Here is a 26,511-nt window from a genome sequence, read left to right as displayed (position 1 = left end):
CGCCAGGCCGGTGCATATTCCTGCATAAGCCAACCACCCGCACTCCGTGACGCAGAGCCTCACGTGCCGCTTGCACCGGGGTGGGTCGCATAATATTCACGGCGCCTCTCCAGCGGCCGCGGCTCCCCCGCGCGCAAAAAGGCTCTGTCCATGACCGTGTCGTCCAAAGTCCCGGCGCTCCTGCCGACCTATGCGCCCTACCCCTTCGCGGTTCATCGCGGAGAGGGGGACCGCGTGTTCGACGCAGAGGGGAACGCCTACCTGGACTGGTACGGCGGGCACTGCGTGTGCGCGACGGGGCACTCGCACCCGCGCGTGGCCGAGGCGGTGGCCACGCAGGCGCGCGCGCTGATGTTCTATTCCATGGCGGCGTCGCTGCCGGTGCGTGACCTGGCCGCGCAGAAGCTGGTCGACTTCGCGCCCGAGGCCATCGCGTCCGTCTTCTTCTGCAACTCCGGCACGGAGGCGAACGAGAACGCGCTCAAGATCGCCATCCTGCTCACGGGCCGAAAGAAGCTGGCGGGCTGCGAGGGTGGCTGGCACGGCCGCACGCTGCTGGCGCTCTCCGTCACGGACGACGCGCCCATCACCCAGCCGCTCTCGGGCCTGCTGACGCCCGCGAAGACGCTGCCCTTCAACGACGTGGCGGCGCTGGCACAAGTGGACCTGACGGACGTGGCCGCGGTCATCGTCGAGCCCATTCAGTCCATGGCCGGCGTGCGCACCGCGACGCCCGAGTGGCTGCGCGCGCTGCGCCAGGCCTGCGACGCGAGCGGCACGCTGCTCATCTTCGACGAGATCCAGACGGGCATGGGCCGCACGGGCTCGCCGTTCGCCGCGCAGCACTTCGGCGTGACGCCGGACCTCCTCACGTCCGCCAAGGCCCTGGCCTCGGGCGTGCCCATGGGGGCAACCCTGGTGTCCGAGCAGGTGGCGCGCCGACTCAAGTCCGGGGACCTGGGCTCGACGTTCGGTGGGGGCCCGCTCGCGTGCGCCGCGATGATCGCCACGCTCGACATCCTCCACGACGAGCGCTTGATGGACCGGGCCACTCACGTGGAGGCGGTGCTGCGCCGCGAGCTGGCCGGCACGGTGGTGCGCCAGATTCACGGCGCGGGCCTGCTCCTGGGCCTGCGCGTGGGACCGCATGCGGCGGCCCTGCGCAAGCACCTGCTCGGCGCGCGCATCCTGGTGGGCGGCTCACACGACCCCGAGGTGGTGCGCCTCATGCCGCCCCTCAGCGTGAGCGAGGACTCCGTCGCGAAGCTCATCGCCGCCATCCGCGCCTTCGCGGCGTAGCGGCTCGGGCTACGGGTACATCTTGCGGATGAAGGCCTTGTCTCGCGCCGAGGCCTGGGTGTTCTCCGGTGTCCCCGTGGCCAGCAGCGACGCCGGGCCTTTGATCAGCTCCTTCGGGAACGCGTAGAGCATGATCGACTTCACGTCGAAGCGCGTCGCGTTGAGCTGATCCAACGAGTACTTGTCGATGATGTTCGAGCGGATCTCCGCCTCGGACCAGCTGTTCGGAGGGCCGCTGAACATCGCGATGACCGCGGGCACGTTCCACACGATGCCGCCCTTGGGATTCTGGTGTTCGTGGATGCAGCCCAGCGCATGACCGAACTCGTGGACGACCACGCGGCGGTACTCGACGTCATCCGTGTCGTCCTGCAGCCAGCCGAAGTTCATCGTCGGTCCGGACTTCGGGAAGTACTGGGTCAGCAGGCAGTCGGTGCCGACGGCCGACCAGGAGCCCGGATCCGCCGTGAACGAGATGCGAATCTCCGCGGCGCCGCTCGCCACCCACTGGAACTTCACGTTCGCGTCCGCCATCCAGGTGTTCGCCTGCTCCGTCACGCGCTGGCGCTGGAGCCTGCTGCCATCGAGGAAGCGCACCCGGAGCGTTTGCCCGGGCTTCCATCGCTTGCCCGTCTCCAGCGCCATCTTGAGCGGGTGCAGCGACACGCCCGGCCGCTTCACCTTGAGCAGGTAGGGCGCCGGGTCATTCAGCGGGTTCTGCGCGATGGCGCTCCGAGCGGCCTCACGTTTGAGGTCCAGCGGAACGATGCGGTCGACGCACAGGCGGGCCTCCGCCGCGGTCGGGAACTTCTTGCTCATGACATCCCCCCAGGCGCGTGGTCGGACAACACCCCGCGCGGCACGGAGCCCGAGCCACGGCGCGAGTGCACCGCGGCGGGGCCCTCATCCGAGACGTTGGGCACGAGACGTCCCGCATGCCGCGCCGGCGTCATCGGTGCTATGGATGCGGGCGCAGCGCGGCGATGGACGCCGCACGCGAACTGTCGGAGGCACCATGAACTCGCCCCTTGTCCTTGCCTCGGCCGCAGTCCTGTTCGCTCAGCGGGCGCTCGCCGCCTAGGCCGGTCCCGAAGGTCCGGCACCGCGTGGCTTCGCTCCCGGCTGGGCGCCCTGAAACCAGGTGCGCCGTAGGCACCGCTCTGCCTGGAGTTCTTTCCGTGTCCATCGCTTCACTGACTTCACTCGGCTGGGGCCCCGACCTCGCCGACGCATTCTCACGCCTGTCATCGCAGTCCGCGTTGTCCCTCGTCCCCGGTCGCGTCGTGCGCTACACGCGCGGGCTGCTCAGCGTGCGCACCGCCGAGCGGACCTGGCTGGCGCGCACCGCGGGCCGCCTCCTGCATCACGCCGCCAGCACCGAGGCGCTCCCCACCATCGGCGACTGGGTGGCCCTGGCGCCCCCGCCCACCGGAGAGGGTGACGCGCGCCTGCACGCCGTCCTCCCCCGCCGCTCCCTCCTGGCGCGGCGCGAGGCCGACACCGAGCACGAGCCCCAGCTCATCGGGGCCAACGTGGACGTGGCCTTCCTCGTGGCGGGATTGGACGCGAACTTCAATCCCCGCCGCATCGAGCGCGCCCTCACCCTGGCCTGGCAGAGCGGCGCCACGCCCGTGGTGGTGCTCACCAAGGCAGACCTGCTGGAGGACCCCACCGAGCGCGTCCGCGAAGTGGAGGCGCTGGCCCCCGGTGTCACCGTCGTCGCGGTGAGCGCGCCGCACGACGTGGGCCTGGACGCGGTGCGCGTCTGGCTCCCGGAGGGGAAGACGGGCGTCCTGCTCGGCTCCTCGGGCGTGGGCAAGTCCACCTTGGTCAACCACCTGTTGGCCGAGGCGCGCCTCGCCACCCAGTCCGTCCGCACCGAGGACGACAAGGGCCGGCACACCACCACCCATCGCGAGCTGTTCGAGCTTCCCGGCGGAGGCATGCTCATCGACGGGCCGGGCATGCGCGAGCTGGGGCTGTGGGGCGCCGACGAGGAAGGCGTGGACGCGACGTTCGCGGACATCATCGACCAGTCCGCGAACTGCCGCTTCTCCAACTGCCAGCACCGCGCGGAGCCTGGGTGCGCGGTGCGCGAAGCGGTGGCCAGCGGCACCCTCACCGCGGAGCGCCTCGAGAACTTCGAGAAGCTCCAGCGCGAACAAGCGCGACAGGCGAGGCTCACGGATCCCCTCGCGCAGGCCGACCACCGACGCTGGTTGAAGCAGCGCACCGAGGCAGGCCGAGACCGAAGCCACGCCAAGCGGCGAGGCGGCAAGTAGCGCTCCACGCACCGCCCGCGGGAGCAGCACACCGCGCTCCTGGCGGAGGACGTCCGGGGAAAAGAAACGGGGGCGGCCCAAGTGCTGGGCCGCCCCCGTCACAACGGGAGCCTGCTCACGCGGCGGCGGTGTCGCCGTCGCGCACGGCCATCAACTCGGCGAGCAGGACCTTGAGCTTCTCCTTCGCGCGAATCTCCAGCTGACGCGCGCGCTCGCGGCTGAAGCCGAAGTGCTCGCCCAACTGGCGCAGCGTCATCGGCGACTCGCTCATCACCCGCTGCTCGATGATGAAGCGCTCGCGCGAATCCAGCCGCGACATGGCCTGCGCGATGAGCTCGCGCGTGACGTCCGCCTCTTGTCGCTCGGCCACCTCGTCGTCCTGGGTGACATGGCCCGACTCCAGGAAGTCGAGGTGGCTGGTGGCGTCCTCACCGCCCATCGGCGCGTCGAGCGACAAGTCGTGTCCGCCCATGCGCTGCTCCATCTCGCGCACCTCGGACGCCTTGACGTTGAGCTTGCGCGCGATGGCGGCCGCGTCCACCTCGGTGGGTGTGCCGTTGCCGCCGCGCTCCAGCTCGCGGCGCGTGCGGGCCAACGCGAAGAACAACTTGCGCTGAGCCTGCGTCGTTCCGAGCTTCACGAGCGACCAGCTCTTGAGGATGTAGCTCTGGATGAAGGCGCGGATCCACCACACCGCATACGAGATGAGGCGGATGCCCTTGTCCGGGTCGAACTTCTGCACGGCCTTCATCAGGCCGATGTTCCCCTCTTGAATGAGGTCCGCCATCCGCAAGCCATACGAGCGGTACTCGTAGGCCACCTTCACCACGAAGCGAAGGTTGGAGGTGACGAGCTTGTGGCCCGCCTGCAGGTCCCCCTGGATGAATGAACGCGCGAGCGCCTGCTCCTCGGCGGCGGTGAGCAGCGCGTGGTTGCCAATCTCCTTGAGATAGAGCGGCAGGTGTCCCGGCTCATGAGCCTCGACGGAAGAAGACATCGCACTCCCTTTCTCGAGGAGTCGGCGCCGCAGCCGCGCGACTCACGCCCCCCAAGGCGTGACCCGAACTCCTCGCGTCCCGGGATGTCGAGCAAGGGGAATGCCACACGGGTGCCCTGCCAGCCCCAGTCAAGACAGCCACTTGGCGCGCATGGCGCCAAGGTGGGGCCGAAAGCCCGTAGGGATTACATGCCCCCTAGGACAGCCCTCCGAGCAGTCAGGGGCTCGCCAGGTCGCCGCTACTTCTGGGCCGCGCCGCGCATGGTGGCGAGCACCGCGCCAATGGAGACGAGCGCCGCGCCCGACAGCCGCTCACGCCAGACGAGGGCGCGCGCCGAACTCGACAGTCGCTGACCCGCCACGCCCAGCCGCGCGTAGACGGCGAGCACGGGGACCTCCACCACGATGCACGTGATGCCGTACACGGCGAACTGCCAACCCGCGTGAGGCCCCGGGTGGATGAACTGCGGCAACAGTGAGCCGAAGAACAGAATCGACTTGGGATTGGCGAGCTGCTTCGTGAAGCCCTGCGCGAACGGGCTGCGCCACAGCGGCGGCGGCTTCAGCTCGCGCGTGGCGCTCTCGCCCGCGGACAGGAACGTGCGCACGCCCAAGTACACGAGGTACGCGGCGCCCGCGTAGCGGATGACATTGAAGGCCATCTGCGAGGCCGCGAGCGCGGCGCCCAACCCCGCCACGGAGATGAGGAAGTACACCGCGTTCCCCGCTTGCACGCCTAGCGCCGAGCCCATGCCTGCCCGGAAGCCCCGGGACATCGCCTGCGTCACCACCAGCAGCACGGCGGGGCCCGGGGTGATGGCGAACAGGAACTGAGTGAGAGTGAAGGCGGCCCAGAGCGTGAGGTCCATGGCGGCGGCACCGCGGAAACGAAAGAGGGGCCACCACCGTAAGGCAGCGCCCCCTCCCTCTCAAGCGACCGCGCGCGTGGCCTACTTCTGCGGCGGCGGCACGGTGCGCACGTGGATCTCGCGCAGCTGCTTCTCGTCCACGTCGCCCGGCGCGCCCGTCATCAGGTCCGTGCCCGTCTTCGACTTGGGGAACGGAATCACGTCGCGCAGCGACTCGGCGCCCGTGAGCAGCATGGCGAGGCGGTCCATGCCCAGCGCGATGCCACCGTGCGGCGGCGCGCCGAACTTCAGCGCGTCCAGGAGGAAGCCGAACTTCGCGCGCGCCTCCTCGTCCTGGATGCCCAGCGCCTTGAACACCTCGGCCTGGACCTTCGGGTCATGCAGGCGGATGGAGCCGCCGCCAATCTCGAAGCCGTTGAGGACGACGTCGTAGCGGTGGCACTTCACCCGGCCCGGATCCGTGAGCAGGTACGGCACGTCCTCGTCATGCGGGCGCGTGAAGGCGTGGTGCGCGGCCGCCCAGGTGTGCGTCTCCTCGTCGTACTCGAACAGGGGCGGGTTGACGACCCAGAGAAACTTCCACTGCCCGCCGCTGCCGTACTCGGGGATGAGGCCCAGCTTCTTGGCCACGTGCACGCGCAGGTTCGCCATCACCGTGTGCACCAGCGACTCGCGGCCGAACTGGAACAGGATGAGGTCGCCCGTCTTCGCGTTGCACGCGGCGTTGATGGCCTGCCGCAGCGCGGGGCTGATGGTCTTCAGCGGCGACTGCGTCCACTCGCCCGTCTCGCTCACCTTCGCGCGCGCCAGCCCCTTGGCGCCCGCCTGCTTGACGAAGTCCTCCAGCTTGTCGCTCTCCGCGCGGCTGAGCGCCTTCTCCGCCGGGACGACCATCGCCTTGACGATGCCCTTCTGCTGCACCGCCTCCCACATCATCGGCACGCCGCCCGCCTCGCCGTGCTCGCGGATGAGGTCCGTGAGGACGACGTGCTCCAGCCCGAAGCGCAGGTCCGGCTTGTCGTTGCCGTACTTCGCCATGGACTCGTAGAAGTCCATGCGCATGAAGGGCGTGGGGATGTCGATGCCCAGCACCTCGCCCCACAGCTTCTTCAGCAGGCCCTCGATGATGGTGAAGATGTCGTCCTGCGTGACGAAGCTCATCTCCACGTCGACCTGGGTGAACTCGGGCTGCCGGTCCACCCGCAGGTCCTCGTCACGGAAGCACTTGACGATCTGGAAGTACCGGTCGAACCCCGCGACCATGAAGAGCTGCTTGTAGAGCTGCGGGCTCTCCGCCAGCGCGTAGAACTTCCCCGGGTTGATGCGGCTGGGGACCAGGAAGTTGCGAGCGCCACCGGGCGTGTACTTGCCCATGAACGGCGTCTCCAGCTCCATGAAGCCGTTGCCCACCATGTACGAGCGGGTCAGCGAGTTCATCTTCGAGCGCGTCATCAGCGTGCGCTGCAGCGGCCCGCGGCGCAGGTCCAGGTAGCGGTACGCCAGCCGCTTCTCCTCGGACGTGTCGACCTTGTCCTCGATGAGGAAGGGCGTGGGCTCCGAGCGATTGAAGATGGTGAGATCGCTCGCCTTGATCTCGATCTCCCCGGTCTTCATGTTCGGGTTCACGTTGCGGCCGCGCGAGACGACCTTGCCCTTGATGCCGATGCAGTACTCGAGGCGCAGGTGCCCGGCCGTCTCATGGGCCTCGGCGTGGTCCGGCTCGAAGACGACCTGGGTGAGCCCGTCCCGGTCTCGCAGGTCGATGAAGACCGCGCCGCCGTGATCGCGGCGGTTGTGCACCCAGCCGAAGAGGACGACCTCTTCGCCGACATTGGCGGCCGTGAGCTGGCCGCAAGTGTGGGTACGCTTGACCTCGGAAATGAACGGGACCGCCATGACACCCGCCTGCTTGGTTTTCGGGGGGAAGAAAGAAGGCGGAGCACCATAGCGGATAGAGGAAACAGCGCGTCAAGGAATCCGAGCCCGCCCGAGTCCGCGTCCCTTCACTCCCAGGGGAATACACGTTCCGGTCCGTCCGGAGTAAAACGACGCCATGCTCCGAACAGTCACCGCCGCCGCCGCCGTGCTGGGGCTGGCCGTCGGCTGCGCGCCCAATGAACCGGCGCCGGTCAAGGTCCGCGCCCTCGTGCGCTCCAGCAATGGCCAGTACGCACCCAAGGAAGTCGAACTCACCACCATCGAGGACATCGTCGGCCTGAAGGGCACCATCGCCGACTTCCAGGGTGGCGCGCGCATCGTCATCGACCCGAACGACCCCGAGCTCGCCACGGCCACGGAGGCGACGCTGCCGGACATCCTGATCAAGGAGTCGGGGCACGACGTGTCCGCCAGCTACATCAACCAGGGCGGCGTCCTGTGGCCCGCGGACTTCCACACCTGGAACATGGTGACGTCGTATTACAACCTGGAGAAGGCCAACGAGTACTTCCGCACCGTGGCCAACGTGAAGGTCGCCGACTTCGGTCCGGCCCCCACGGTCCACTACTTCCCGGACTTCATCCAGACGCAGGTGAGCAAGGAGCCGGGCAAGGACAACGCCATCTTCTACTCGCCGCTGCGCGCCTTCCTGGTGCTGCCGTTCGATCAGATCCAGCGCGCGCCCCTGCCCCTCAACGCGGGCATCATGGCGCACGAGTACTCGCACCACGTCTTCAACCGCCTGGCCTATGGCGGTCAGCGCCTCCCGGAGGTCTTCAGCGTCTGGGCCAGCGACAGCCCGAGCCCCGGGGCCAACATCGTGAAGGCGCTGGACGAGGGCCTGGCGGACTACCACGCCTACGGCTCCACCTGCCTCACGGAGAGCGGCTGCGACACCCGCTTCATGGCCACCTCGTTCGAGGGCCCGTTCACGGATGAAGTGGAGCGCCGCGACCTGGCGCGCGCCGACCGCTGCCTGGATGCCACGCTCCTCAACAACCTGTACTCGATGGACCTCTCCACGTGGTCCGGCAACGGCTACGAGTACCGGCTGGGCACCATCCTGGCCACCGCGCTCTATCAGGCTGGACAGTCCACCAATCAACAGAAGGTGCTGATGCGCGCCGTCGCGGCCGCGTACAACGACGACAGCACCGTCACGCCCGGTCTCTACCAAGTGATGAAGAAGTACCAGAACGACCAGAACAGCTTCACGCTGGCCGAGGCCGTGAAGCCCATCATCTCGCACCTGACGGACACGGACCTGAAGAAGGCCGTGTGCAATCAGCTCATGGACCACCTGCAGATCGCGTCCGACCGGCTCACGGGGACCAACCTCTGCCCTCCCAGCGCCGCTGGTGGCAACAAGTGCATGCCCATCAAACAGTGAGGACCGCCCTCGTGAAGACCTGGTTCCAGACCTTCCTCGCCGGCGCCCTCCTCCTCGCCACGCCCGCCCTGGCCCAGCAGGATGACGCCCCCTACGACTACCCGGACGACGAGCCCGCGCGCACGACCAACGACGCGGAGGACCCGTACGCCCAGCGCCGCCGCACCGTCGACCAGACCGATGACTTCCGCAACGCCGCCGAGCACGGCGACGACAAGGAAGGCTTCGAGAAGATGTCCCGCCTGGACGACCCCAACCTCGGCATCGCCGCCGAGCTGATGGGCGGCCTGCTCTTGCTCGACAGCGCTCGCGGCAACGGCTCCGACAAGCGCCTCGCGGCGGGCCTGCGCGTCACCTGGGAGTTCGGTCGCCTCATCGACAACGAGACGCTGCACGAGGCCCTCTTCGCGGACCTGCGCTGGCTCTACGGCAGCCTCAGCGACGGCACCACGCTCATCCGCGGCGACACGCGCATCCACTACCTCACGGTGGCGCCCGCGTACCTGCTGCGCCTGGGCCAGTCGAGCTTCGGCTTCTATGCCCAGGCCGGCGCCGGCCTCGCCTACCAGAACACCTCCATCACCGTGGGCGACGCCGAGACGAAGGTGAACGGCCTCAAGCCCGTGGTGCAGTACGGCGTGGGTCTGCGCGGACGCCCCAGCCTCAACCGTGAGGGGAACCTCCACCTCACCTTCCGCCTGGAGGCCATGGGGCTGCGTCGCGGCTACCTCAATGACTTCTACCTGGGCGCCAGCGCGGGCGTCGGCTTCTGACGCTCCACCCGAGGGAAGCGGCCGGTAGTTTTTGCCTGCCGCTTCCCTTCTCGCCTCCTCGCTCCCTGGCGTTCCAGGGAGTTGAGCCCTGGCACACCCCCTGCTTCTCATCACGATGGGGCGTGGGTGTGGAGGGCGCGGGCCCTCCAGGTGGGAGGCGAGCCATGAAAGGCGTGCAGGGCCAGGGGAAGTATTGGGATCCCGTGTGTGGCAAGCAGCTCGACGAGACGGAGGAGCAGCCCTCCGCCGAGTACAAGAAGCGTCGGTACTTCTTCTGCTCGGAGCGCTGTCGCCGGGCCTTCGAGCATCAAGCCGAGCGCTTCCGCCTCAACGAACTGGCACGGGCCGGCGCGCTGATGACCCCAGGTCGGGTGCGCTGGGGACTCGCGTAGCCGTCACGCCGCCTGGCGCACGTCCTTGAGCCGCAGGGACAACCGTCTCTGCCCGCGGAACGTGTCGAAGCCGGCCTGGAAGGCGAGATCCACCGGCCCCTCCACCAGCGACACGCGGTCCGCCATGCCGAAGCCAATGGCGTCCACCTCGGGCGCGTCCAGCAGCGCGAGCTTGAGGTGCCCCGCCCCACCACCCGACTTCGCCGGCAACACGCGCGGACGGGCCACCTGGTGCCGCAGCACGAGCACCGGCTCCGGATTGCCCTGACCAAACGGCCCGAGCCGCTGCAGCGACTCCACCGCCGTGGCGTCCAGGTCTCCAGGTCGAACCACCGCATCCACCTTGCAGCGCGGGATGAGGTCCTCGGGCGAGAGGCGCTGAGCGGCGATGCGCTCGAAGGCCTCACGGAAGGCCGGCAGGCGGTCCGCCTCGATGGTGAGGCCCGCGGCGTGCTTGTGGCCACCAAAGCGCAGGAAGAGGTCGGCACAGCCGTTGAGCGCGTCGAACAGGTGGAACGCCTCGATGCTGCGCGCCGAGCCCTTCCCGATGCCGTCCTTCACGCCCACCATCACCGTGGGCCGGTAGAAGCGCTCCACCACGCGCGAGGCGACGATGCCGATGACGCCCGGGTGCCAGCCCTCGTCGTAGAGCACGAAGCCGCGCACGTCGCCCAGCGACTCGGCCTGCGCCAGCGCCTGGGTGAGGATGCCGCTCTCGATGCCCTGCCGCTCCGCGTTCGCCCGGTCCAACACGCCCGCCAGCGCGCGCGCGGACTCCAGCGACTCGGAGCACAGGAGCTGCTGGCCCAGGGACGCGTCATGCAAGCGGCCCGCGGCGTTGATGCGAGGCCCCAGGCGGAAGCCCACCTGCCCCGCCGTGACGGTGGCGTCCGGGTCCATGCCCGCCACTTCCTTCAGCGCGCGGATGCCCGGACGACGCCCCTGGGACAGCTCCTGGAGGCCATGCGCCACGAGGATGCGGTTGGCGCCTGTCAGGGGCACCACGTCCGCCACGGTGGCCAGCGCCACCAGGTCCATCATCGACTTGAGGTTGGGCTCCTTGCGCGTGGCGAAGAAGCCATCCTCGCGCAGGCGCTTGCGCAGGCCCATGCAGAGGTTGAAGGCCACGCCCGCCGCGCACAGCACCTTCGTGGGGTACTCGCAGCCGGGCTGGTGCGGGTTGAGCACCGCCACCGCGGGAGGCAGCGTGGGCGGCACCGTGTGGTGATCCACCACCACCACGTCCAGCCCCAGCTCCTTCGCGCGGGAGATCTCCGCCACGGAGGTGATGCCGCAGTCGAGCGTCACCAGCACCCGTGTCCCATCCGCGGCGATGCGCTCCACCGCGCCCAGGTTGAGGCCATAGCCCTCATCCAGCCGGTGGGGGATGTACGTCGCGGCCGTGAGGCCCAGCTCCTTGAGGAACAGGTAGAGCAGCGACGTGGAGCTGACCCCATCCACGTCGTAGTCACCGTAGAGGGTGACCTTCTCGCGCTGCCGCAGGGCGCGCGTCAGGCGCTCCACCGCGCCCGTCATGCCCTTCATCCGGAACGGGTCCGGCAGGTCCGCCAGTCGGTCAGAGAGGAAGGCGGCAGCCGCCTCAGGCGTCCGGTACCCCCGGTGCAACAGCACCTTCGCCGCCAGTGGGTGCAGCGACAGCTCTCCGGCCAGCGCGCCCACCTCCTGCTCCACCACGTCTGGAATCAGCCACCGCATGACGGCGGACAGTACCTCAGACGTCTGACGAAGGGAGTCCAACCTTTACCACGACATTTCCTTCCTGCTCAGGCGTTCAGCCACCCCCTCGCGCGCTCGGCAGCCTCTGCGCGAGGCCGAGAAACGCATCGCGCCCGAGGGAAAAAACGAAGGGCCCTCGCCCCCGATTCCTCGGGAGGAGGGCCCTCACGTTGCGCCGCGCGAGTGTCGCGCGGACGACTCAGGCGACCTTGGGCTGGTGCTTGGCGCCGTCGTGGTGACGGGCCTCGCGGGCGGCCGCGCGCTCATCCAGCCACAGCGTCAGCGGGCTCGCGATGTACACGGACGAGTACGTGCCCACGACGATGCCGACGAGCATCGCCATGGCGAAGTCCCAGATCTCGCCCACGCCGAAGATGAGCAGACCGATGAGCGACAGCGCCGTCACGCCCGAGGTGAGGATGGTGCGGGCCAGCGTGTCGTTCACCGCGATGTTGATGACCTCGGCCAGGGGCTTGCCCTTGTACTTGGCCATGTCCTCGCGGATGCGGTCGTAGATGACGATGGTGTCGTTCACCGAGTAGCCGACGATGGTCAGCAGCGCGGCGATGGACGTCAGGTTGAACTCGCGCTGGCTCACCAAGTAGTAGCCGGCGACCATGATGACGTCGTGCACCATGGCGAGCAGCGCGCCCGGGCCGAACTTGAAGTCGAACCGGAACGCCACGTAGATGAGGATGGCGAACATCGAGTACAGCAGCGCCATCACACCGCGGTTGCGCAGCTGCTTGCCAACCTGCGGACCCACGTAGTCCACGCGGCGCTGCTCGAAGTCCGGCTTGTCCAGCCCGGCGCCCAGCGCGGCGAACACCTTGTCCGCCATGCCGCTCGCGACGACCTGGTAGTCAAAGCCGTTGCCCGCCTGCGAGGCGCCCAGGTCACGCACTTCCTGCACGCCCGTGCCCGTGCTCTCCACGGCCTGCTTCACGGCCGCGGCGGCCAGCGGGGTCGCCGAGCGGAAGTTGATGATGCCGTTGGCCATGTCCGCGTACACGTTGCGGACCTGCCCCAGCCCCTGGATGGCCTGCTTGGCCTTCTCCGCGCCCTCCTCGGTGAGCTGCGTCACGCCGCCCATGCGGAGCAGGAACGCGTTCTCTTCCGAGGAACCGATGCCCTGCACGCTCACGTCGTGCAGGCCGCCCTTCTGGGCGCGCTCGCGGACGTCCGCGGCGGTGGTCGGGTGGTTGAACTTCAGCTCCACCACCGTGCCGCCGGCGAAGTCCACGCCGAAGTTGAACCCCACCGTGGCGATGCCCACGATGATGGCCAGGTTCACCAGGGTGGAGATGAAGATGGCAGGCTTGCGCTTGCCGATGAAGTCGATGTTCGTCTTGTGCTTGATGATCTGCATGGCGGTTTCCCGTGCGCGGCGCCGGCTTAGACCGACACCGTCTGCGCGTTACGGCCGTGGACGAAGTAGGTCGTGATGACGCGGGTCACCACGATGGACGTGAACAGGGACGCCAGCAGTCCCACGATGAGCGTGGTGGCGAAGCCTCGCACCGGCCCCGTTCCCGTGAAGAACAGGATGAAGCCAGCGATGAGCGTGGTGACGTGCGCGTCGAAGATGGTCCAGAAGGCTCGATCGTAGCCCTGGTCCACCGCCGCCCGCGCGCTCTTGCCGTGGCTGAGCTCCTCGCGGATGCGCTCGTTGATGAGCACGTTGGCATCCACCGCGATGCCCAGCGTCAGCACGAAGCCCGCGATGCCCGGCAGCGTCAGCGTGGCGTTGAAGAACGCCAGACCTGCGAGGATGAGCAGGCCGTTGAGGAGCAGAGCCACGTCCGCGATGAGGCCCGTCTTCCGGTAGTAGATGGCCATGAAGACCACCACCAGCGCCAGACCGACCGCCGCCGCGAGGCTGCCCTTCTTGATGAGCTCGTCACCCAGCGTCGCGCCCACCTGACGAATCTCGCCCACCGTCACCGGGGCCGGCAGCGCGCCCGCCTTGAGCACCAGCGCCAGCGTCTGCGCCTCGCCCAGCCATTCATCGAAGCTGCGAGCGCCCGCGCGGCCCATGGTGATGCGCGCCCGACCGCCGCCAATCTTCTCGTTGATGCGCGGCGCCGAGTGCACGTTGTCATCCAGCACGATGGCCATGCGACGGCCCACGCCCGCCTCGGTGAGCTTCTCGAACTCGCGCGCGCCCGCGGCGTCGAACGCGAGGTTCACCTCGGGCTCGTTCATCTGCCCGATGGAGGCATCCGCGCCCGACAGGCTCTCACCCGTCAGCGGCGACTCCTTCTCCACCAGGTAGCTGCGGTACGACAGACAGTCGTTCTTCTTCACCGGGTTGGCCACGCACTCGGTCAGCACCTGGCGGTTGTCCGGGACCTTGCCCTTCGCGTACTCCAGCAGCGCCTCGCGGCTGGGCGAAGACAGCTGCGGGAAGCCCTCGGTGTCCGTCAGCGTCACCTTGCTCTCGGGAGAGGGCGGGTGCTGCTTCACCATCTCCGCGAAGAACTGGGGATTGGTGTCATCCACCATCCGGAACTCGAGCTGCGCGGTGGTACCCACCAACTCCTTGGCCTGCTCCGGGTTGCTGCGGCCCGGCAGGGAGATCTGGATGGAGTCCGTGCCCAGCTTGCGCACGTCGACCTCGGCCACGCCCCACTTGTCGATGCGGCGGCGGATGACGAGCATCGCCTGATCCACGGCCTCCTCGCGGAAGCGCGTCATCTGGCCCTCGTCCGGCGCCAGCACCAGCTTGTCGCCATTGCGGCCGACCTTGCTGAAGTCACCGAAGGTGCTGAGGACGTCCTTCTCCACGGCGTCCATCGCGCTCTCGGGGCTGACGGTCAGCGTCAGCTGGAGCCGCTCCGGATCCGTGTCCGCCGTCACCGTCGCCAGCTTCTTGTCGTTGACGAAGTTGGCGATCTGCTGCCCGCGGCGCTCGGTGCGCTTCTGCAGGGCCGTCTTGGTGTCCACCCGCATCACCATGTGGATGCCACCCTGAAGGTCCAGCCCGAGGTTCAGGCGGTACTTCGCGGGGGGCGCCCACTTGGGCAGCCGCTGCTCCAGCACGGCGATGTTGTTGCGCTCGGAGCGATCGAGCACGACCAACGAGTAGTAGGTGGGAACCAGGAACCAGATGGTCCCCAGCGTCACCGCGACAATGAAACTGAACTTCCACCACCAGCCGCGGTCCATTACTTCTCCTCCTTCTTCTTCTCGTCGGCGCTGGCCGGCGCGCCCTCCGCCACCCCGCCCCGAGCGGTGATGGACGTCTTGAGCATGCGGACACGCACGCCGTTGGCGATCTCGATCGTCACGGTGCGCTCGTCCACCTGGTGGATCTTCCCGAGCAGACCGCCGGCGGTGACGACCTCGTCGCCCTTCTTCAGGCCCGCCAGGAGGTTGCGGTGCTCCTTGAGCTGCTTCTGCTGGGGCCGGATCATGACGAAGTACATGATCGCCACCAGGAAGATCAGGAATCCCACGGTGGGCAACGGGCCCCCGCCACCTGCCTGCGCCAGAATCAGAAAGCTCTCTGCCACGCACTGCCTCGTTCGTTGAGGAAGGACCCGGAACGTTCCCCCCTGGAATCGGGGGGGCGAAAATTCATCCGAAAGGGGGGCCTCTTAGCAAGGGCGTCCCACGCGAGCAAGTGAACGCCGGAACCCTGGCAATCCAACCGGTTGTCTACCGGCCACGGGTCCGCTCGGCCTCCTGGGCGTGGGCCTTGGCCCGGAACTCCCGGGCGAACGTGGCGTAGCGGTCCTCCGCGATGGCCTTGCGCACATCCGCCATGAGCGTGAGGAAGTAGTGCAGGTTGTGCAGGGTGTTGAGCCGCATGGCGAGGATTTCCCCCGCCGCGAACAGGTGGCGCAGGTAGGCGCGGCTGAACGTCCTGCAGGTGTAGCAGGAGCAGGCCGGGTCCACCGGGCGCTGATCCTTCGCGTATGCCGCATTGCGGATGACGAGCTTGCCCTCCGAGGTGAAGAGCAGCCCGTTGCGCGCGCAACGGGTGGGCAGCACGCAGTCGAACATGTCCACGCCGTGTTCGACGCACGTCACCAGGTCCACCGGCGTCCCCACCCCCATCAGGTAGCGCGGCCGGTCCCTCGGCAAGAGGGGCGCGGAGTACGCCACCCCGGCGTGCATCGCCTCGGGAGCCTCGCCCACGGAGTAGCCCCCCAGCGCGTACCCGGGCAGGTCCACCGCGCACACCTCCTCGGCGTGGCGCTTGCGCAGGTCCTCGTGGAGGCCACCCTGGACGATGCCGAACAGCGACGAGCGCTCGCGGCTCCAGGCCTTCACGCACCGGTGCAGCCACCGCGTCGTGCGCGCCAGGGACTTCTCCAGGTAGGAGCGGTCCTCGGTGGAGGGCGGGCACTCGTCGAAGGCCATGATGATGTCGGCGCCGAGCGTCTCCTGGATGTCGATGGAGCGCTCGGGCGTGAGCGAGTGCCGGGCCCCGTCCAGGTGCGACTGGAAGAAGGCCCCCTCCTCGGTGATCTTCCGCTTCTCGGACAGGCTGAACACCTGGAAGCCGCCGCTGTCGGTCAGCATGGGCCGCTCCCACGAGATGAAGCGGTGCAGGCCCCCCATCTCCCCGATGAGCGGCTCTCCGGGGCGCAGCATCAGGTGGTACGTGTTGCCGAGGATGATCTGCGCATCCAGCGCGAGCAGGTCATCCGGCCCCACGCCCTTGACGCTGCCCACGGTGCCCACCGGCATGAAGATGGGCGTCTCGATGGGGCCGTGCGGGGTGAGGACCCGGCCTCGGCGCGCCTTCGTGCCCGCGTCCTCGTGGAGCAGCTCGAAGCCCACCCGCCCCGGCGCCACCCGCGTGTCACCCTTCTCTTTTCGCACCGCGTCGCCCATCGCGCTCACTCCGTCACCAGCATGGCATCGCCGTAACTGAAGAACCGGTACCCCGAGCGCACCGCGTCCCGGTACGCCTCCAGCGTGCGCTCACGGCCGAGCAGCGCGCTCACCAGCATCACCAACGTGGACCGAGGGAGGTGGAAGTTCGTGAGGAGCACGTCCACCTGCCGGAAGTCGTAGCCCGGCCGGATGAACATCGTCGTCTCCCCGGGCCCTTCGCGCACCCGCCCCGTCTGCGCGTCCGTGGCGGACTCGAGCGTGCGCACCACCGTGGTCCCCACGGCCACCACGCGCCGCCCCTGCGCCCGCGCCTCGTTCACCGCGTCGGCGGTGGCCTGCGGCACGGTGAAGCGCTCCGGGTGCATGCGGTGCAGATCCAACGCCTCGTCGCGCACCGGGAGGAACGTCCCCGGGCCCACGTCCAGCGTCACCTCCACCCGCTTGACGCCTCGCGCCGCGAGCGTCGCGAAGAGCGCCTCCGTAAAGTGCAATCCCGCCGTGGGCGCGGCGACCGCTCCAGACGCGCGCGCATAGACCGTCTGGTAGCGCTCGGCGTCCGCGGCGTCGGGCTCGCGGGTGATGTAGGGCGGCAACGGCAATCGCCCGGCCGCATCCAGCAGCGTGGCCAGGGAGGTGCCCGGCGCCGCGTGGAAGCGCACCTGATACTCGCCGCCCCCGAGCGCCTCGCGCACCTCCGCTGTCAGCCCACCGGCGAACGCCACGGACTGGCCGGGCTTGAGTCCCTTGGAGGCCTGCCCCAGGCACACCCAATCGAGCGCCTCGGGCGCCTCGCCGAGCGCGGCGGAGGTCAGCGTCGGCGCCGAGGGCCGCACCACCAACAGCTCCACCCGACCGCCGGTCCCAACCTTCTGGCCAATCAGCCGCGCGGGGATGACACGCGCGTTGTTCACCACGAGCAGGTCATCCGGACGCAGCAGGTCCGGCAGCTCCGTGAACTGGTGGTGGGCTCGCTCGCCGGTGGAGCGGCGGACGACCATCAACCGCGAGGCATCGCGGGTGGCCAGGGGCGCCTGGGCAATCTGCGCCTCGGGCAGCTCGAAATCGTAGTCAGACAGGCGTGACGACACGGGGGCAGCGCTTGTAGCAGCCCGCGCGCCGTCACGGAATCTCGCGGTGAGGCTCGGTCAGTACAGGTGCTGGAGCTCAGCCCCTGGGTAGTAGTGCGAGAGGATGGCCCGGTAGTCGCGGCCCTGGTCCGCGAGGGCCTTGGCGCCCCACTGGCACAGCCCCGCGCCGTGGCCGTATCCCCGGCCGGAGAACGTGTAGCCGTGCGCAGTGCGCTCGACGTCGAAGTCCAGGCTCTTGAGCCGCGTGTAGCCCAGCTTGCGCCGCAGCTGCACCCCGTCCACCACCGAGCCATCCCCGAGCGTCACCCGCGTCACCCGGTGCGTGTCCGTGCGCCCCGTCACCTTCAGCCCCTCGGGAGAGGCGCGCAGGGCGGAGCGCAGCTCGCCGTCGGACATCGTGGCGGTCCACTTGCTCGCCGGCAGCCGGCCACATGGGCAGTCGACGGGCCGCAGGTACGGGAGGTCGCGCTGGAGGGCGGCGAGCCCCGACTCGGTGCGCCCCCCGCACGAGGCGTGGAAGTAGGCCTCGATGGGCGCCAGCTCGAACGTGAGCACCTCGCCCCGAGTGGCCTCCACGGCGGCGCGCGTCTTGGGGTCCTCGCGATTGACGCCGCCATACACCTGATGGAGCACGCTGCTGCCCAGGTGGAAGGCGTTGCTGTAGGCCTCCAGCTTCTTCTGGAGCGCGTACGTGCGCGCGGCGACCGCCTGGGCCTTGAGCGCCTCCAGCGGGAAGGACACGGGCATCTCGCTGCCCAGGACCGCGGCCAGGTAGTCCTCCAACGAGATGACATTGATGAGCTGGAGCCCGTCCTTGAACGTGCGAACCACCACGTCACCGCGCACCTGCGAGCCCCCTGCGCGCAGCGGCTGATCCCCCGGGACACCTGCATCAATGGCATCGGCACCCGCGCGGAAGCGCACGGCGTCTCCCATGACGGGCGCGCCGTTGACCTCCAGCCTCCCGCCACGCCGGCGAACCAAGGCCTGTCCGCCCGACAGCGGGACGAACTGGGCATCCTCCGCGTCACTCCCCATGGCGAGGCCTCGACCGCTCACGCGCACCTCGCCATCGGCATCCTCCATGGCAATGCGCATGGTCTCCACGGCGAGCGCGGGCAGAGGTGAGAGCAACAGGAGTGCCAGTGCGACAGGTCGCAACATGCTCGGGAGTGTAGGAGGGCAAGTCGCCGCCTCAAGAAAACGGCCGCGGGATGCCCTATGACTCCCACCGTGAGCACCTCTGTCCCCGACGTGGCCCGCCTCGCCCCTGCCGCCCTCGCCACCGGCCTGCGCGCCCTGGAGCCTCGCGCCGCCGCCGTCCTGGTCCGCCGACTGGTCGAGCGCCGCCCCTCCCCCGAGTGCGCCACCTGGTACGGCATCCCCATCGAGTCCTTCCAGGTGCTGCTCCTGCGCTCCGGAGTCGCGCTGAGCCGACGACTCGGAGCGCCAGCCAGGCCCCCCGAGAGCGCGGATGAGGAGACCGCCTGGGCGCGCATGCTGGACACGGCCTTGGAGCGAGACTCGGCGCCGCTGCCCGTCGCGCTGGTGCCTGTGGCGGACGCTTGTCGTCGGCTGAACGCCACCGGCCCCGAGGTCGAGGCCGCGCTGGCCGACGCCGCCCGAGCGGACGCCGAATCCCCCAAGCGACGCCGCGAGGACTGGCTCCGAAGGCTGGCGGTCTTGGCCCTCCTGGCAGTCACCGCGTGGCTGTATTGGACGCGCCCCCCGGAGCCCACTCCGCGGCCCGAACGTCACATGTCCTCACCCGAGCGGCGTTGAGGCTGGACGCCCTGTCGAGCCGTGCCTATGGGGAATGCCATGCGGACGCTCCGGACCTCCCTGCTGGCACTCGCGGTCGGCCTCGCCGTGGCTGGCTGCGCGAAGCATGTCGACACCCGTGTGGCTGGAGATGACGACGCGGCCCTCGACGCGGCCTCGTCCCGTCTCGAGGAGTTGGAATCGCGAGCCCACGAGGACGACCTGTCCTGCGGGGACCGCTGCGCCCTCGCGCCAGAGACTTGCGCCGCGGCGGAACACCTCTGCGCGCTCGCGGAGCGCAACGCCGACCGCGATGATCTCCCGCCCCGCTGCGCCCAAGCCCGCGAGCAGTGCGCCAACGCCAACGACGAGTGCGCGCGCTGCCAGAACGGCTAAGACGCGGGCCCATCTCGAGCAAGGGACGCATCGCGTGGTGCGCCCGTCTCGGGGGCATGCTTAGATGCCGCGTCTTCCCGGTTCGCATCGAGGAGCCCCCATGTCCCCCCGTCTCTCTCTCGCCCTGGCCGCAGCGTGCCTCGCGTTGCCAGCCTCCTCCCGCGCGGAGGACAGCGCCCTGACGCCCGAGAAGGTCGCGGAGATTCGCCGAGACGAGAGCAAGGCCCAGGCCAAGGTGGACGCGGCCAACGGCAACCGGAAGCCATCCGAGCTGAGCAGCGCCGAGCGCAAGGAGGTCATCCGCCAGCAGTCGGAGGCTTCCTCGCAGGTGTTGGCCAAGCACGGCGTCTCCGCGAAGGAGTACGCGCGCTACACGGCGCGGATGGGCCGGGAGGACAGCGCGCAGGCGGACGCCGCGCAGAAGCGCCAGGACGAGGCCGCCAAGGTCGCCGCCGCCCAAGAGGCCGCGAAGAAGCCCCCCGAGGGCCCGGCCAACGGCGAGATCCCCATCCAGAAGGGCTTCAGCGACGCGGATCCTGTGGAGCTGGAGGCCACTGCGGACGCCCCTCCCATCGTCGAAGTGGGCCTGCCGGGCGAAGCCCTCCCCGCCGCAGGTGAAGAGGTAGCCGCCGCCCCCGAGGACGCCGAGCCCCTTCCCACGAAGGCCGTCTCGAGGTCCTCCAAGAAGGGCGGCAGCGCGAAGAAGTCAGGCAGCGCCAAGCACGGCAAGCGCTCGCACTGAGCAAGCAGCCCCTCGACGCTTCCCTCCGAGAGTCTCCGCATCACAGGTCTGGCCCAGGACAGCGCCAAGCAACTCAGGCGTGAGTGCTGAACCTCGAAACTCCCGGGCCTTCTCCCCCGGGAGTCCTGTCACCGAGCGTCGCGCGCTCGCCACACGTCGTCATAGGGGCAGGAGCAGTCAGTCTCTTCCGGCTCGGGGTAGGCGTAGCGCTGACCCTTGAAGTTGCGGAAGACCGTCTCGTGCTCGCTGCGCTCGATGACGTAATCCGGCTGAAGCGTCACCTTGCCGCCGCCCCCGGGCAGATCCACCGCGAGGTGTGGCACCGCGAGCCCGGACGTGAACCCGCGGAGCTGCTGGAGAATCTCCACGCCCTTCGCGATGGGCGTACGCAGATGCTCGCAGCCCTCGGCCACATCCATCTGGTGCAGGTAGTACGGCCGCACCCGGCTGCGCAGCAGAACGTGCGACAGCTCTTTGATGATGCGCGCGTCCGAGTTGAGCCGCCGCATCAGCACGGCCTGGTTCTCCACCGGCACACCGTGGTCCACCAATCGCTCACACGCCTCGCGAGCCTCGGCCGTCACTTCCTTCGGGTGATTGAAGTGAGTGATGACATAGACGGGCGCATGGCGCCGCAGCATGCGCGCGAGCGAGTCCGTCACACGCATGGGCAGACACACCGGCACGCGCGTCCCGATGCGGATCATCTCCACATGCGGGATGCGAGTCAGCGGCTCCAGGATGGACTCCAGCCGCTCCTCACTGAGAAGGAACGGATCCCCTCCCGAGATGAGGACGTCACGAACCTCGGGGTGACGCTCGATGTACTCGATGCCCCGGCGAATCTGATCCTTGGTCAGCTCCGCCTCACCGCCCTTGGTGATGCGCCGCCGCGTGCAGTGCCGGCAGTAGACCGAGCACGTGTCGATGGCGAGGAAGAGCACTCGGTCCGGATACTTGTGGACGATGCACTCCTCCGGACGCGTCTTGTCCTCGCCCAGCGGATCCGTCAGCTCGCCCGGGCGGATCCGTGCCTCGGCGCGCACCGGGATGGACTGCATGCGCACCGGGCAGAAGGGATGCTCGGGATCAATGAGCGACAGGTAGTACGGGCTGATCCCAATGCGGAACAGCTCGGACGTCTCCTGCACGCCCGCACGCTCATCGGGAGTCAGCGCGATGTACTTCTCGAGCTGCTCCAAGTTGCGCACCGCGTGGCGCTGCTGCCAGCGCCAATCGCTCCACTCCGCATCGGTCGCGGAGGGGAACAGACGCGCGCGCCCCTGAACACTCGTCGAGGGACGCGCGGTACGCGGCTCCGGTGAACCGGTCACCGGAAGCACGGAGGAAATCATCACGCCGCCTTCTGCTGCTCCCGCCACCACGCCTGACCGGCCTCGGGCAGCACGTCGATCGGATCGAAGTACTCGTACTTCCGGCTGAGCGCGTCGGCGTCATTCGCCTCCACGCTGGTCCGGTAGTTCTTCGTCCAGTACGAGATGCCGCGCTCGCGATCGTACTCGGCCACCTGATGCACCCAGCGCTTCCCCACGAAGGGAACGTCACAGACGATGCGCGGCGTGGCGAAGCCCGGCATGTAGCCCATGATGTCGTGCTGGAGCTTCTGCGCCTGATCCACCGAGAGCCGCCAGTGCTCGCTGTTGGGGATCATGTCGCACATGTAGAAGTAGTACGGCAGGATCTTCGCGTGATCGAGCAGCGTGAAGCACAGGTCCAGCAGGGCCTGCGAGCTGTCGTTCACTCCGCGCAGCAACACGCCCTGGTTGCGCACGTCTCGGAAGCCCATCTCGTGCAGCTTGCGCACGGCCTTGCCCACGAGCGGCGTGAGCTGCTGCGCGTGATTGACGTGCGTGTGCAGCGCCAGGTCCACGCCCCGCTCGATGGCCTTCTTCGCCAGACGGTCCAGCCCCTGCAGGACGCTATCCTGGAGGAAGTGCTGCGGAATGGCCATCAGGCCCTTGCTGGCCAGACGGATGTCCCGGATGTTCGGGATGTCCAGCAGCGCGCTGACGAACGGCTCCAGGGCTTGGATGGGCAGGTTGGCGATATCGCCGCCGGAGACAACCACGTCGCGCACGGTGGGCGTGCGGCGCAGGTAGTCGAGCATCTGCTCGTAGCGCTCCTTCTGTCCCACCGCGAACTTGTGCTTGGACACCTGGGGCACGTCATTGCCCACCAGGTCCATGCGCGTGCAGTGCCCGCAGTATTGGGGACAGGTGGGCAGCATCTCCGCCAGCACCTTGGTGGGATAGCGATGCGTGAGGCCCTCGACGACCCACATGTCCTGCTCGTGGAGGCTGTCGCGGCTGGCCTTCGGGTGGTTGGGCCAGTCCGTGCGACGGTCCGCCAGCGCGGGGAGCATGTACCTGCGGACCGGATCGCTCCAGAGGTCCTCCAGGTTCATGGTGTTGAGCATCTGCGGGGGGACGAGCAGCGACATCGTCGCGCGCTGCTTCTGGTCCTGCTCGATGCTCTCCGCCAGGTCCTCGGGAAGCAGGGCGCCCAGGGTCGCCTTCAGCTCCTTCAGGTTCTTGACGGTGTGCTTGCGCTGCCAGACAGCGCTTTCCCACTCCGCGGCCGTCACGTCCTTGTAGCCAGGAATGCGGCGCCAGTCGGGCTCGATGAACTCCTTACGGAGCGGATAGGTAAAGGGCTGCTGAGCAGGGCCGGCCTCGGCCTTGCCCCGAATGTGCGTCGTCGTCATGGGCGCGTCACCTTAGCGTTTAGCGTCGCGTGCGGGGGCGTCATAACGCCCCGAGCACCCTCTCCTTTCAACAATTCGGAGCGGGTGTCGGATGCCAGCACGCTCATTCGATAGGCACGTTGACCAGCTTGGCGACCCCGTCCTCAGAGATAGGAACGACCTGAGGCTTGGTCGACTTGCCGTTGAGCTTGAAGACAATCTTTCGCTTGCCCACGGGCAGCATCAGCGGATTACCCAACGCCACGGGGGTCTCGCGTCCGGTGTTCTTTCCGTCCACCCAGATCTGCGCGCCCGCGGGCTTGGTGCTGCAAGCGAACTTGCCCATCACCGCGGCCTTGGGGGGAGCCTTCACCGCGGCAACGGGCGGCGGCGGCGCCGGCTTCGGCGTCCGAGAAGGTGGCGGCTCCCGCTCTGGCTCCTTCTCCAACGCGAAGGTCACCTTGAGCTCATCGCTCCCATCCGACTCGAAGCGGCCCGAGTACGGCTTGAAGCCCGCAAGGCGCGCCGTGAACTTGTAGGACTTGCCCACTGTCAGCCCAGGCATTCGAGCGCTCGGAGCCTTCCCCGCTGGCTTGCCCTCAACGGAGATCTCCGCCCCATCATCGCCATCGAACGTAGCGGTGAAGGTCGCGGGCTTCGGCGGCGGTGTGGGCTCGGGGGTGGCGACGGTCGTCGGCTTGGTCTCCGGCGCGGGCTTCTCGACCGGCTCCGGCGTGGCCGTGGGCTTGACCTCGGGGGTCGGCTTCACACCAGACGGCTCCTGAGCCGCCACGGGAGTGGGCTTCGGCTCGGGCGGCGGTGGAGGCGTGTTCCCAGGAGGCTGCGAGGGGACGAGCTGAAGGCTGACGACAGCGGCCTCCTGCCCAGCCACCACGTCGACCTGCTGAACCAGGGGCTGATACCCCGGAGCAATCGCCGCAACCTGATGCCGACCGGGCTTCAGCGCCACGACGTCGTTGATCTTCACCGGTCGCCCATCCACCTTCACGGTGGCACCAGCCGACGGCGTCACGACGAACGTCGCAGAGCCCGTCGAGGGCTTCCGCATGACGACGGCGAGCCCCGCGACCAGCAACAAGGCCACGAGCGCCGCAGCGCCGATGATGGCGGGCTTGGGGATCCCCTTCCCGCTGGACGCCTTCGCCTTGGCAGGCGCGCTCGCCTTCACAGGCTTCGCGGGAGGGTTCTTCGCGGGCTTGGAGGGCTTCTTCGCCCCACCCGGCGCCCGAGAGCCCGCGGTCTCCTCGTCCTGCTCGGCCGCGCCGCGCTCCTCGTCACCGTAGTCGTCCGGCCCCTGCTGGCCGTACCCATCGTCTTCCGGAGGCGCGTCGTAGCCGTCGCCGACCTCATCCTCGGGCGGCTCCTCCTGGCGGGCCCGTCCACGCGCGCCATTCGAGCGCAGGTTGGACGGAACGACCATGTTCCCAGTGCTCTCCTCCGGCTCGGGAGCAGCGGGCCGGCCTCGGGCAGGGGGCGCCGACGGCGCCGGACCAATCATCGTGGCGCCGGCGTAGCCCTCACCCTCCTCGTCGCCGATGACCACCTGAGCCTTGGGCCCGCTCTTGCTCTTGGGAGCGCGCGAGGACTCCTGACCTGAATAGGGGCTGGGATAGGCGGCGCTGGTGCTGCTCACCTTGGCCATCGGGTTCTCGGTGCGGCCCGTGGCACTGTCATCCACCACCACACTGCTCTCGGCCACCCGAGTCTCAGGTGAGAGGAAAGCGGCGTTGGTGGAGTCGACGATCTGCGTCTTGTCTGCCGCGCCATCCATCTCGGCCAGCTCTTCAGCCGTGGGCGGGGGCACATACCCCGGAGCAGGTGCGGCAGGCGCCGTGGGCGAGCGGCCCGCAGCAGGCCCCGCGACCGCGCGACTGGCCCGAGACGGGCGCGGCGACGGCGGAGGGACCGTCACGCCCGATGTTTCAATCTGATCCGGACGCTCGACGGAGGCATAGCGCTCCATCTTCTCGGCCTCGCGAAGCAAGTCCTCCGCGAAGGCCTCCTTCATGTACCCGGACAGATGCTTCGACGAGTAGATGGCATCGCCCGCGAGGAGGAACCGCATGAGGTCCTCCTGCAGGTCAGACGCCCACTGGTAGCGCTCCTCAGGCTCTCGCGCGAGAGCCTTCATGACCACCTTCTCCAGCCCCGCCGAGATGTTCGGATTGAACTCGCGAGGCGTGGGGACGTCCGCGTTGCGCACCTTCTCCAGCGTGGAGAAGTCGGACTCGCCGACGAAGAGTTTCTCGCCCGTGAGCATCTCGTACAGCAGCACGCCGACGGCGAAGATGTCGCTGCGCCGATCGATGGGCATGCCCCGGACCTGCTCCGGGCTCATGTAGCCAAACTTCCCCTTGAGGATGCCGGCTTGCGTCTTCTGCGAGCGATTGGCGGCCTTGGCGATGCCAAAGTCGATGATCTTCACCTCGCCTTCGTAGGAGACGAGGATGTTCTGCGGCGACACGTCGCGGTGGATGATGTGGAGGTCCTGACCGCGCGCGTCCTTCTTGCGGTGCGCGTAGTCGAGGCCCTCACACATCTTGGAGACGATGAACACCGCCTGAGCGGTGGGCATGATCTCCTTGCGGCGACGGTAGCGCTCCAGGATGGTCCGCACGTCCCGACCCGCCACGTACTCCATGGCGATGAAGTACGTGTCGTCATGCTTCCCGAGTTCGTGGATGTGCACGACGTTGGCGTGGTTCAGCTGAACGCTGATCCGCGCCTCGTCGATGAACATCGTGATGAACTCCTCATCCTCGGCCATCGTCGGGAGGATCTTCTTGATGGCCAGGATGCGCTCGAAGCCCTCGACACCGAAGGCCTTCGCGATGAACACCTCCGCCATGCCGCCGACGTTGATGCGCTCGAGGAGCAGGTACTTCCCAAAGAAGGTCGGCTTCTTCATCTCGTGGAGCCGCCCGGCGCCGGGGGTACGCACCGCGGCAGGCGGCGCAGAGACCAAGCGGAGTGGAGGGACTCTAGACCCAGCACGGACGACGAGTCAAACGCCCAACAGAAGGCGTTTCCTCAACGAATCCGCGAGTTTGAGAGTTTGAGTGCTACAGGTGCGCGCCCCGTCTTCCCGCGCCGCGGAGCACCGAATCCGTGCGCCCGCGCATCGAACGCAGGACCGCCCACGGACTGAAACGCAATGACGGGGAGGAGGGCTTGCCAGGTCCTGCGGGAGCAAGCAGCCCATGGCGAGCCGGCCCGGACGCGAAGCGCCGCAGGGGCCGAGCAGAAGGGCCCAACTCCAACTCGGGGCAGGGGC

Annotated in this window: 22 protein-coding genes; 8 read left to right on the top strand and 14 right to left on the bottom strand. The window is 68.5% G+C overall.

The window, feature by feature from the left end; all coding sequences use genetic code 11:
- The first annotated feature begins 150 nt into the window (after positions 1–150).
- On the top strand, positions 151–1,299 hold the full coding sequence (locus JGU66_24680; protein ID MBJ6763981.1) for an aspartate aminotransferase family protein: 1,149 nt from the start codon (positions 151–153) through the stop codon (positions 1,297–1,299).
- Between the two features lie 9 nt (positions 1,300–1,308).
- Here the strand turns inward: JGU66_24680 and JGU66_24675 are convergent, their stop codons facing one another.
- Positions 1,309–2,118, bottom strand: a complete 810-nt coding sequence (locus JGU66_24675; protein MBJ6763980.1) for a matrixin family metalloprotease — start codon at positions 2,116–2,118, stop codon at positions 1,309–1,311.
- A 365-nt stretch (positions 2,119–2,483) separates the two neighbouring features.
- On the opposite strand from JGU66_24675, the gene rsgA reads away from it, so the two are divergent.
- Entirely contained in the window at positions 2,484–3,581 is a 1,098-nt protein-coding gene (gene rsgA / locus JGU66_24670) for a ribosome small subunit-dependent GTPase A (GenBank protein MBJ6763979.1), read from the top strand.
- Between the two features lie 115 nt (positions 3,582–3,696).
- Here the strand turns inward: rsgA and JGU66_24665 are convergent, their stop codons facing one another.
- The 3 genes from JGU66_24665 to aspS form a co-directional block, all read right to left on the bottom strand.
- Entirely contained in the window at positions 3,697–4,578 is an 882-nt protein-coding gene (locus tag JGU66_24665) for an RNA polymerase factor sigma-32 (protein ID MBJ6763978.1), read from the bottom strand.
- Positions 4,579–4,817: 239 nt separating this feature from the next.
- Positions 4,818–5,447 carry a LysE family translocator gene (locus tag JGU66_24660; protein ID MBJ6763977.1) on the bottom strand — a complete coding sequence of 210 codons (630 nt, stop codon included), beginning with the start codon at positions 5,445–5,447 and terminating at the stop codon, positions 4,818–4,820.
- An 81-nt stretch (positions 5,448–5,528) separates the two neighbouring features.
- The gene (gene aspS / locus JGU66_24655) at positions 5,529–7,343 is read right to left on the bottom strand and encodes an aspartate--tRNA ligase (protein MBJ6763976.1); all 1,815 of its coding nucleotides are present in this window, start codon (positions 7,341–7,343) and stop codon (positions 5,529–5,531) included.
- A 157-nt stretch (positions 7,344–7,500) separates the two neighbouring features.
- Here aspS and JGU66_24650 point away from each other — a divergent pair, with 157 nt between their 5' ends.
- The 3 genes from JGU66_24650 (at position 7,501) to JGU66_24640 (ending at position 9,940) form a co-directional block, all read left to right on the top strand.
- The gene (locus JGU66_24650) at positions 7,501–8,775 is read left to right on the top strand and encodes a hypothetical protein (GenBank protein ID MBJ6763975.1); all 1,275 of its coding nucleotides are present in this window, start codon (positions 7,501–7,503) and stop codon (positions 8,773–8,775) included.
- A gap of 11 nt (positions 8,776–8,786) precedes the next feature.
- Positions 8,787–9,548, top strand: coding sequence for a hypothetical protein (locus tag JGU66_24645; GenBank protein ID MBJ6763974.1), 762 nt, complete (start codon positions 8,787–8,789; stop codon positions 9,546–9,548).
- Positions 9,549–9,712: 164 nt separating this feature from the next.
- Positions 9,713–9,940: a YHS domain-containing protein gene (locus tag JGU66_24640; GenBank protein MBJ6763973.1), complete on the top strand. Its 228-nt coding sequence runs from the start codon at positions 9,713–9,715 to the stop codon at positions 9,938–9,940.
- A gap of 3 nt (positions 9,941–9,943) precedes the next feature.
- Here the strand turns inward: JGU66_24640 and recJ are convergent, their stop codons facing one another.
- The 7 genes from recJ to JGU66_24605 all read right to left on the bottom strand — a co-directional run bounded on the left by recJ (position 9,944) and on the right by JGU66_24605 (position 18,777).
- A complete protein-coding gene (recJ, locus tag JGU66_24635) occupies positions 9,944–11,656 on the bottom strand; it encodes a single-stranded-DNA-specific exonuclease RecJ (GenBank protein MBJ6763972.1) in 1,713 nt (570 codons plus the stop codon).
- 220 nt (positions 11,657–11,876) lie between these two features.
- Positions 11,877–13,046, bottom strand: coding sequence for a protein translocase subunit SecF (gene secF / locus JGU66_24630; protein ID MBJ6763971.1), 1,170 nt, complete (start codon positions 13,044–13,046; stop codon positions 11,877–11,879).
- Positions 13,047–13,072: 26 nt separating this feature from the next.
- A complete protein-coding gene (gene secD / locus JGU66_24625) occupies positions 13,073–14,845 on the bottom strand; it encodes a protein translocase subunit SecD (protein ID MBJ6763970.1) in 1,773 nt (590 codons plus the stop codon).
- Positions 14,845–15,192, bottom strand: a complete 348-nt coding sequence (gene yajC, locus JGU66_24620; protein ID MBJ6763969.1) for a preprotein translocase subunit YajC — start codon at positions 15,190–15,192, stop codon at positions 14,845–14,847. The genes secD and yajC overlap by 1 nt, the downstream gene beginning before the upstream one ends.
- Positions 15,193–15,337: 145 nt before the next feature.
- Positions 15,338–16,522 carry a tRNA guanosine(34) transglycosylase Tgt gene (gene tgt / locus JGU66_24615; protein ID MBJ6763968.1) on the bottom strand — a complete coding sequence of 395 codons (1,185 nt, stop codon included), beginning with the start codon at positions 16,520–16,522 and terminating at the stop codon, positions 15,338–15,340.
- Between the two features lie 5 nt (positions 16,523–16,527).
- Positions 16,528–17,613 (bottom strand): tRNA preQ1(34) S-adenosylmethionine ribosyltransferase-isomerase QueA, encoded by a 1,086-nt coding sequence (queA, locus tag JGU66_24610; protein MBJ6763967.1) that lies wholly within the window; start codon positions 17,611–17,613, stop codon positions 16,528–16,530.
- 57 nt (positions 17,614–17,670) lie between these two features.
- Entirely contained in the window at positions 17,671–18,777 is a 1,107-nt protein-coding gene (locus tag JGU66_24605; protein ID MBJ6763966.1) for a SpoIID/LytB domain-containing protein, read from the bottom strand.
- A 69-nt stretch (positions 18,778–18,846) separates the two neighbouring features.
- On the opposite strand from JGU66_24605, the gene JGU66_24600 reads away from it, so the two are divergent.
- The 3 genes from JGU66_24600 to JGU66_24590 all read left to right on the top strand — a co-directional run bounded on the left by JGU66_24600 (position 18,847) and on the right by JGU66_24590 (position 20,512).
- On the top strand, positions 18,847–19,395 hold the full coding sequence (locus JGU66_24600) for a hypothetical protein (protein ID MBJ6763965.1): 549 nt from the start codon (positions 18,847–18,849) through the stop codon (positions 19,393–19,395).
- 39 nt (positions 19,396–19,434) lie between these two features.
- On the top strand, positions 19,435–19,770 hold the full coding sequence (locus tag JGU66_24595) for a hypothetical protein (protein MBJ6763964.1): 336 nt from the start codon (positions 19,435–19,437) through the stop codon (positions 19,768–19,770).
- 100 nt (positions 19,771–19,870) lie between these two features.
- Positions 19,871–20,512, top strand: coding sequence for a hypothetical protein (locus tag JGU66_24590; GenBank protein MBJ6763963.1), 642 nt, complete (start codon positions 19,871–19,873; stop codon positions 20,510–20,512).
- 128 nt (positions 20,513–20,640) lie between these two features.
- Here the strand turns inward: JGU66_24590 and JGU66_24585 are convergent, their stop codons facing one another.
- The 3 genes from JGU66_24585 to JGU66_24575 all read right to left on the bottom strand — a co-directional run bounded on the left by JGU66_24585 (position 20,641) and on the right by JGU66_24575 (position 26,145).
- Positions 20,641–21,867, bottom strand: a complete 1,227-nt coding sequence (locus JGU66_24585; protein ID MBJ6763962.1) for a KamA family radical SAM protein — start codon at positions 21,865–21,867, stop codon at positions 20,641–20,643.
- Positions 21,867–23,237 (bottom strand): lysine 2,3-aminomutase, encoded by a 1,371-nt coding sequence (locus JGU66_24580; GenBank protein ID MBJ6763961.1) that lies wholly within the window; start codon positions 23,235–23,237, stop codon positions 21,867–21,869. The genes JGU66_24585 and JGU66_24580 overlap by 1 nt, the downstream gene beginning before the upstream one ends.
- Before the next feature lie 103 nt (positions 23,238–23,340).
- Positions 23,341–26,145, bottom strand: a complete 2,805-nt coding sequence (locus tag JGU66_24575) for a protein kinase (GenBank protein MBJ6763960.1) — start codon at positions 26,143–26,145, stop codon at positions 23,341–23,343.
- Positions 26,146–26,511: the final 366 nt, after the last annotated feature.

This window comes from Myxococcaceae bacterium JPH2, from assembly GCA_016458225.1.
Lineage (GTDB): Bacteria > Myxococcota > Myxococcia > Myxococcales > Myxococcaceae > Citreicoccus.
Note: the sequence above shows the minus strand (reverse complement) of the source record. Positions and strands in the feature narration are given on the sequence as shown.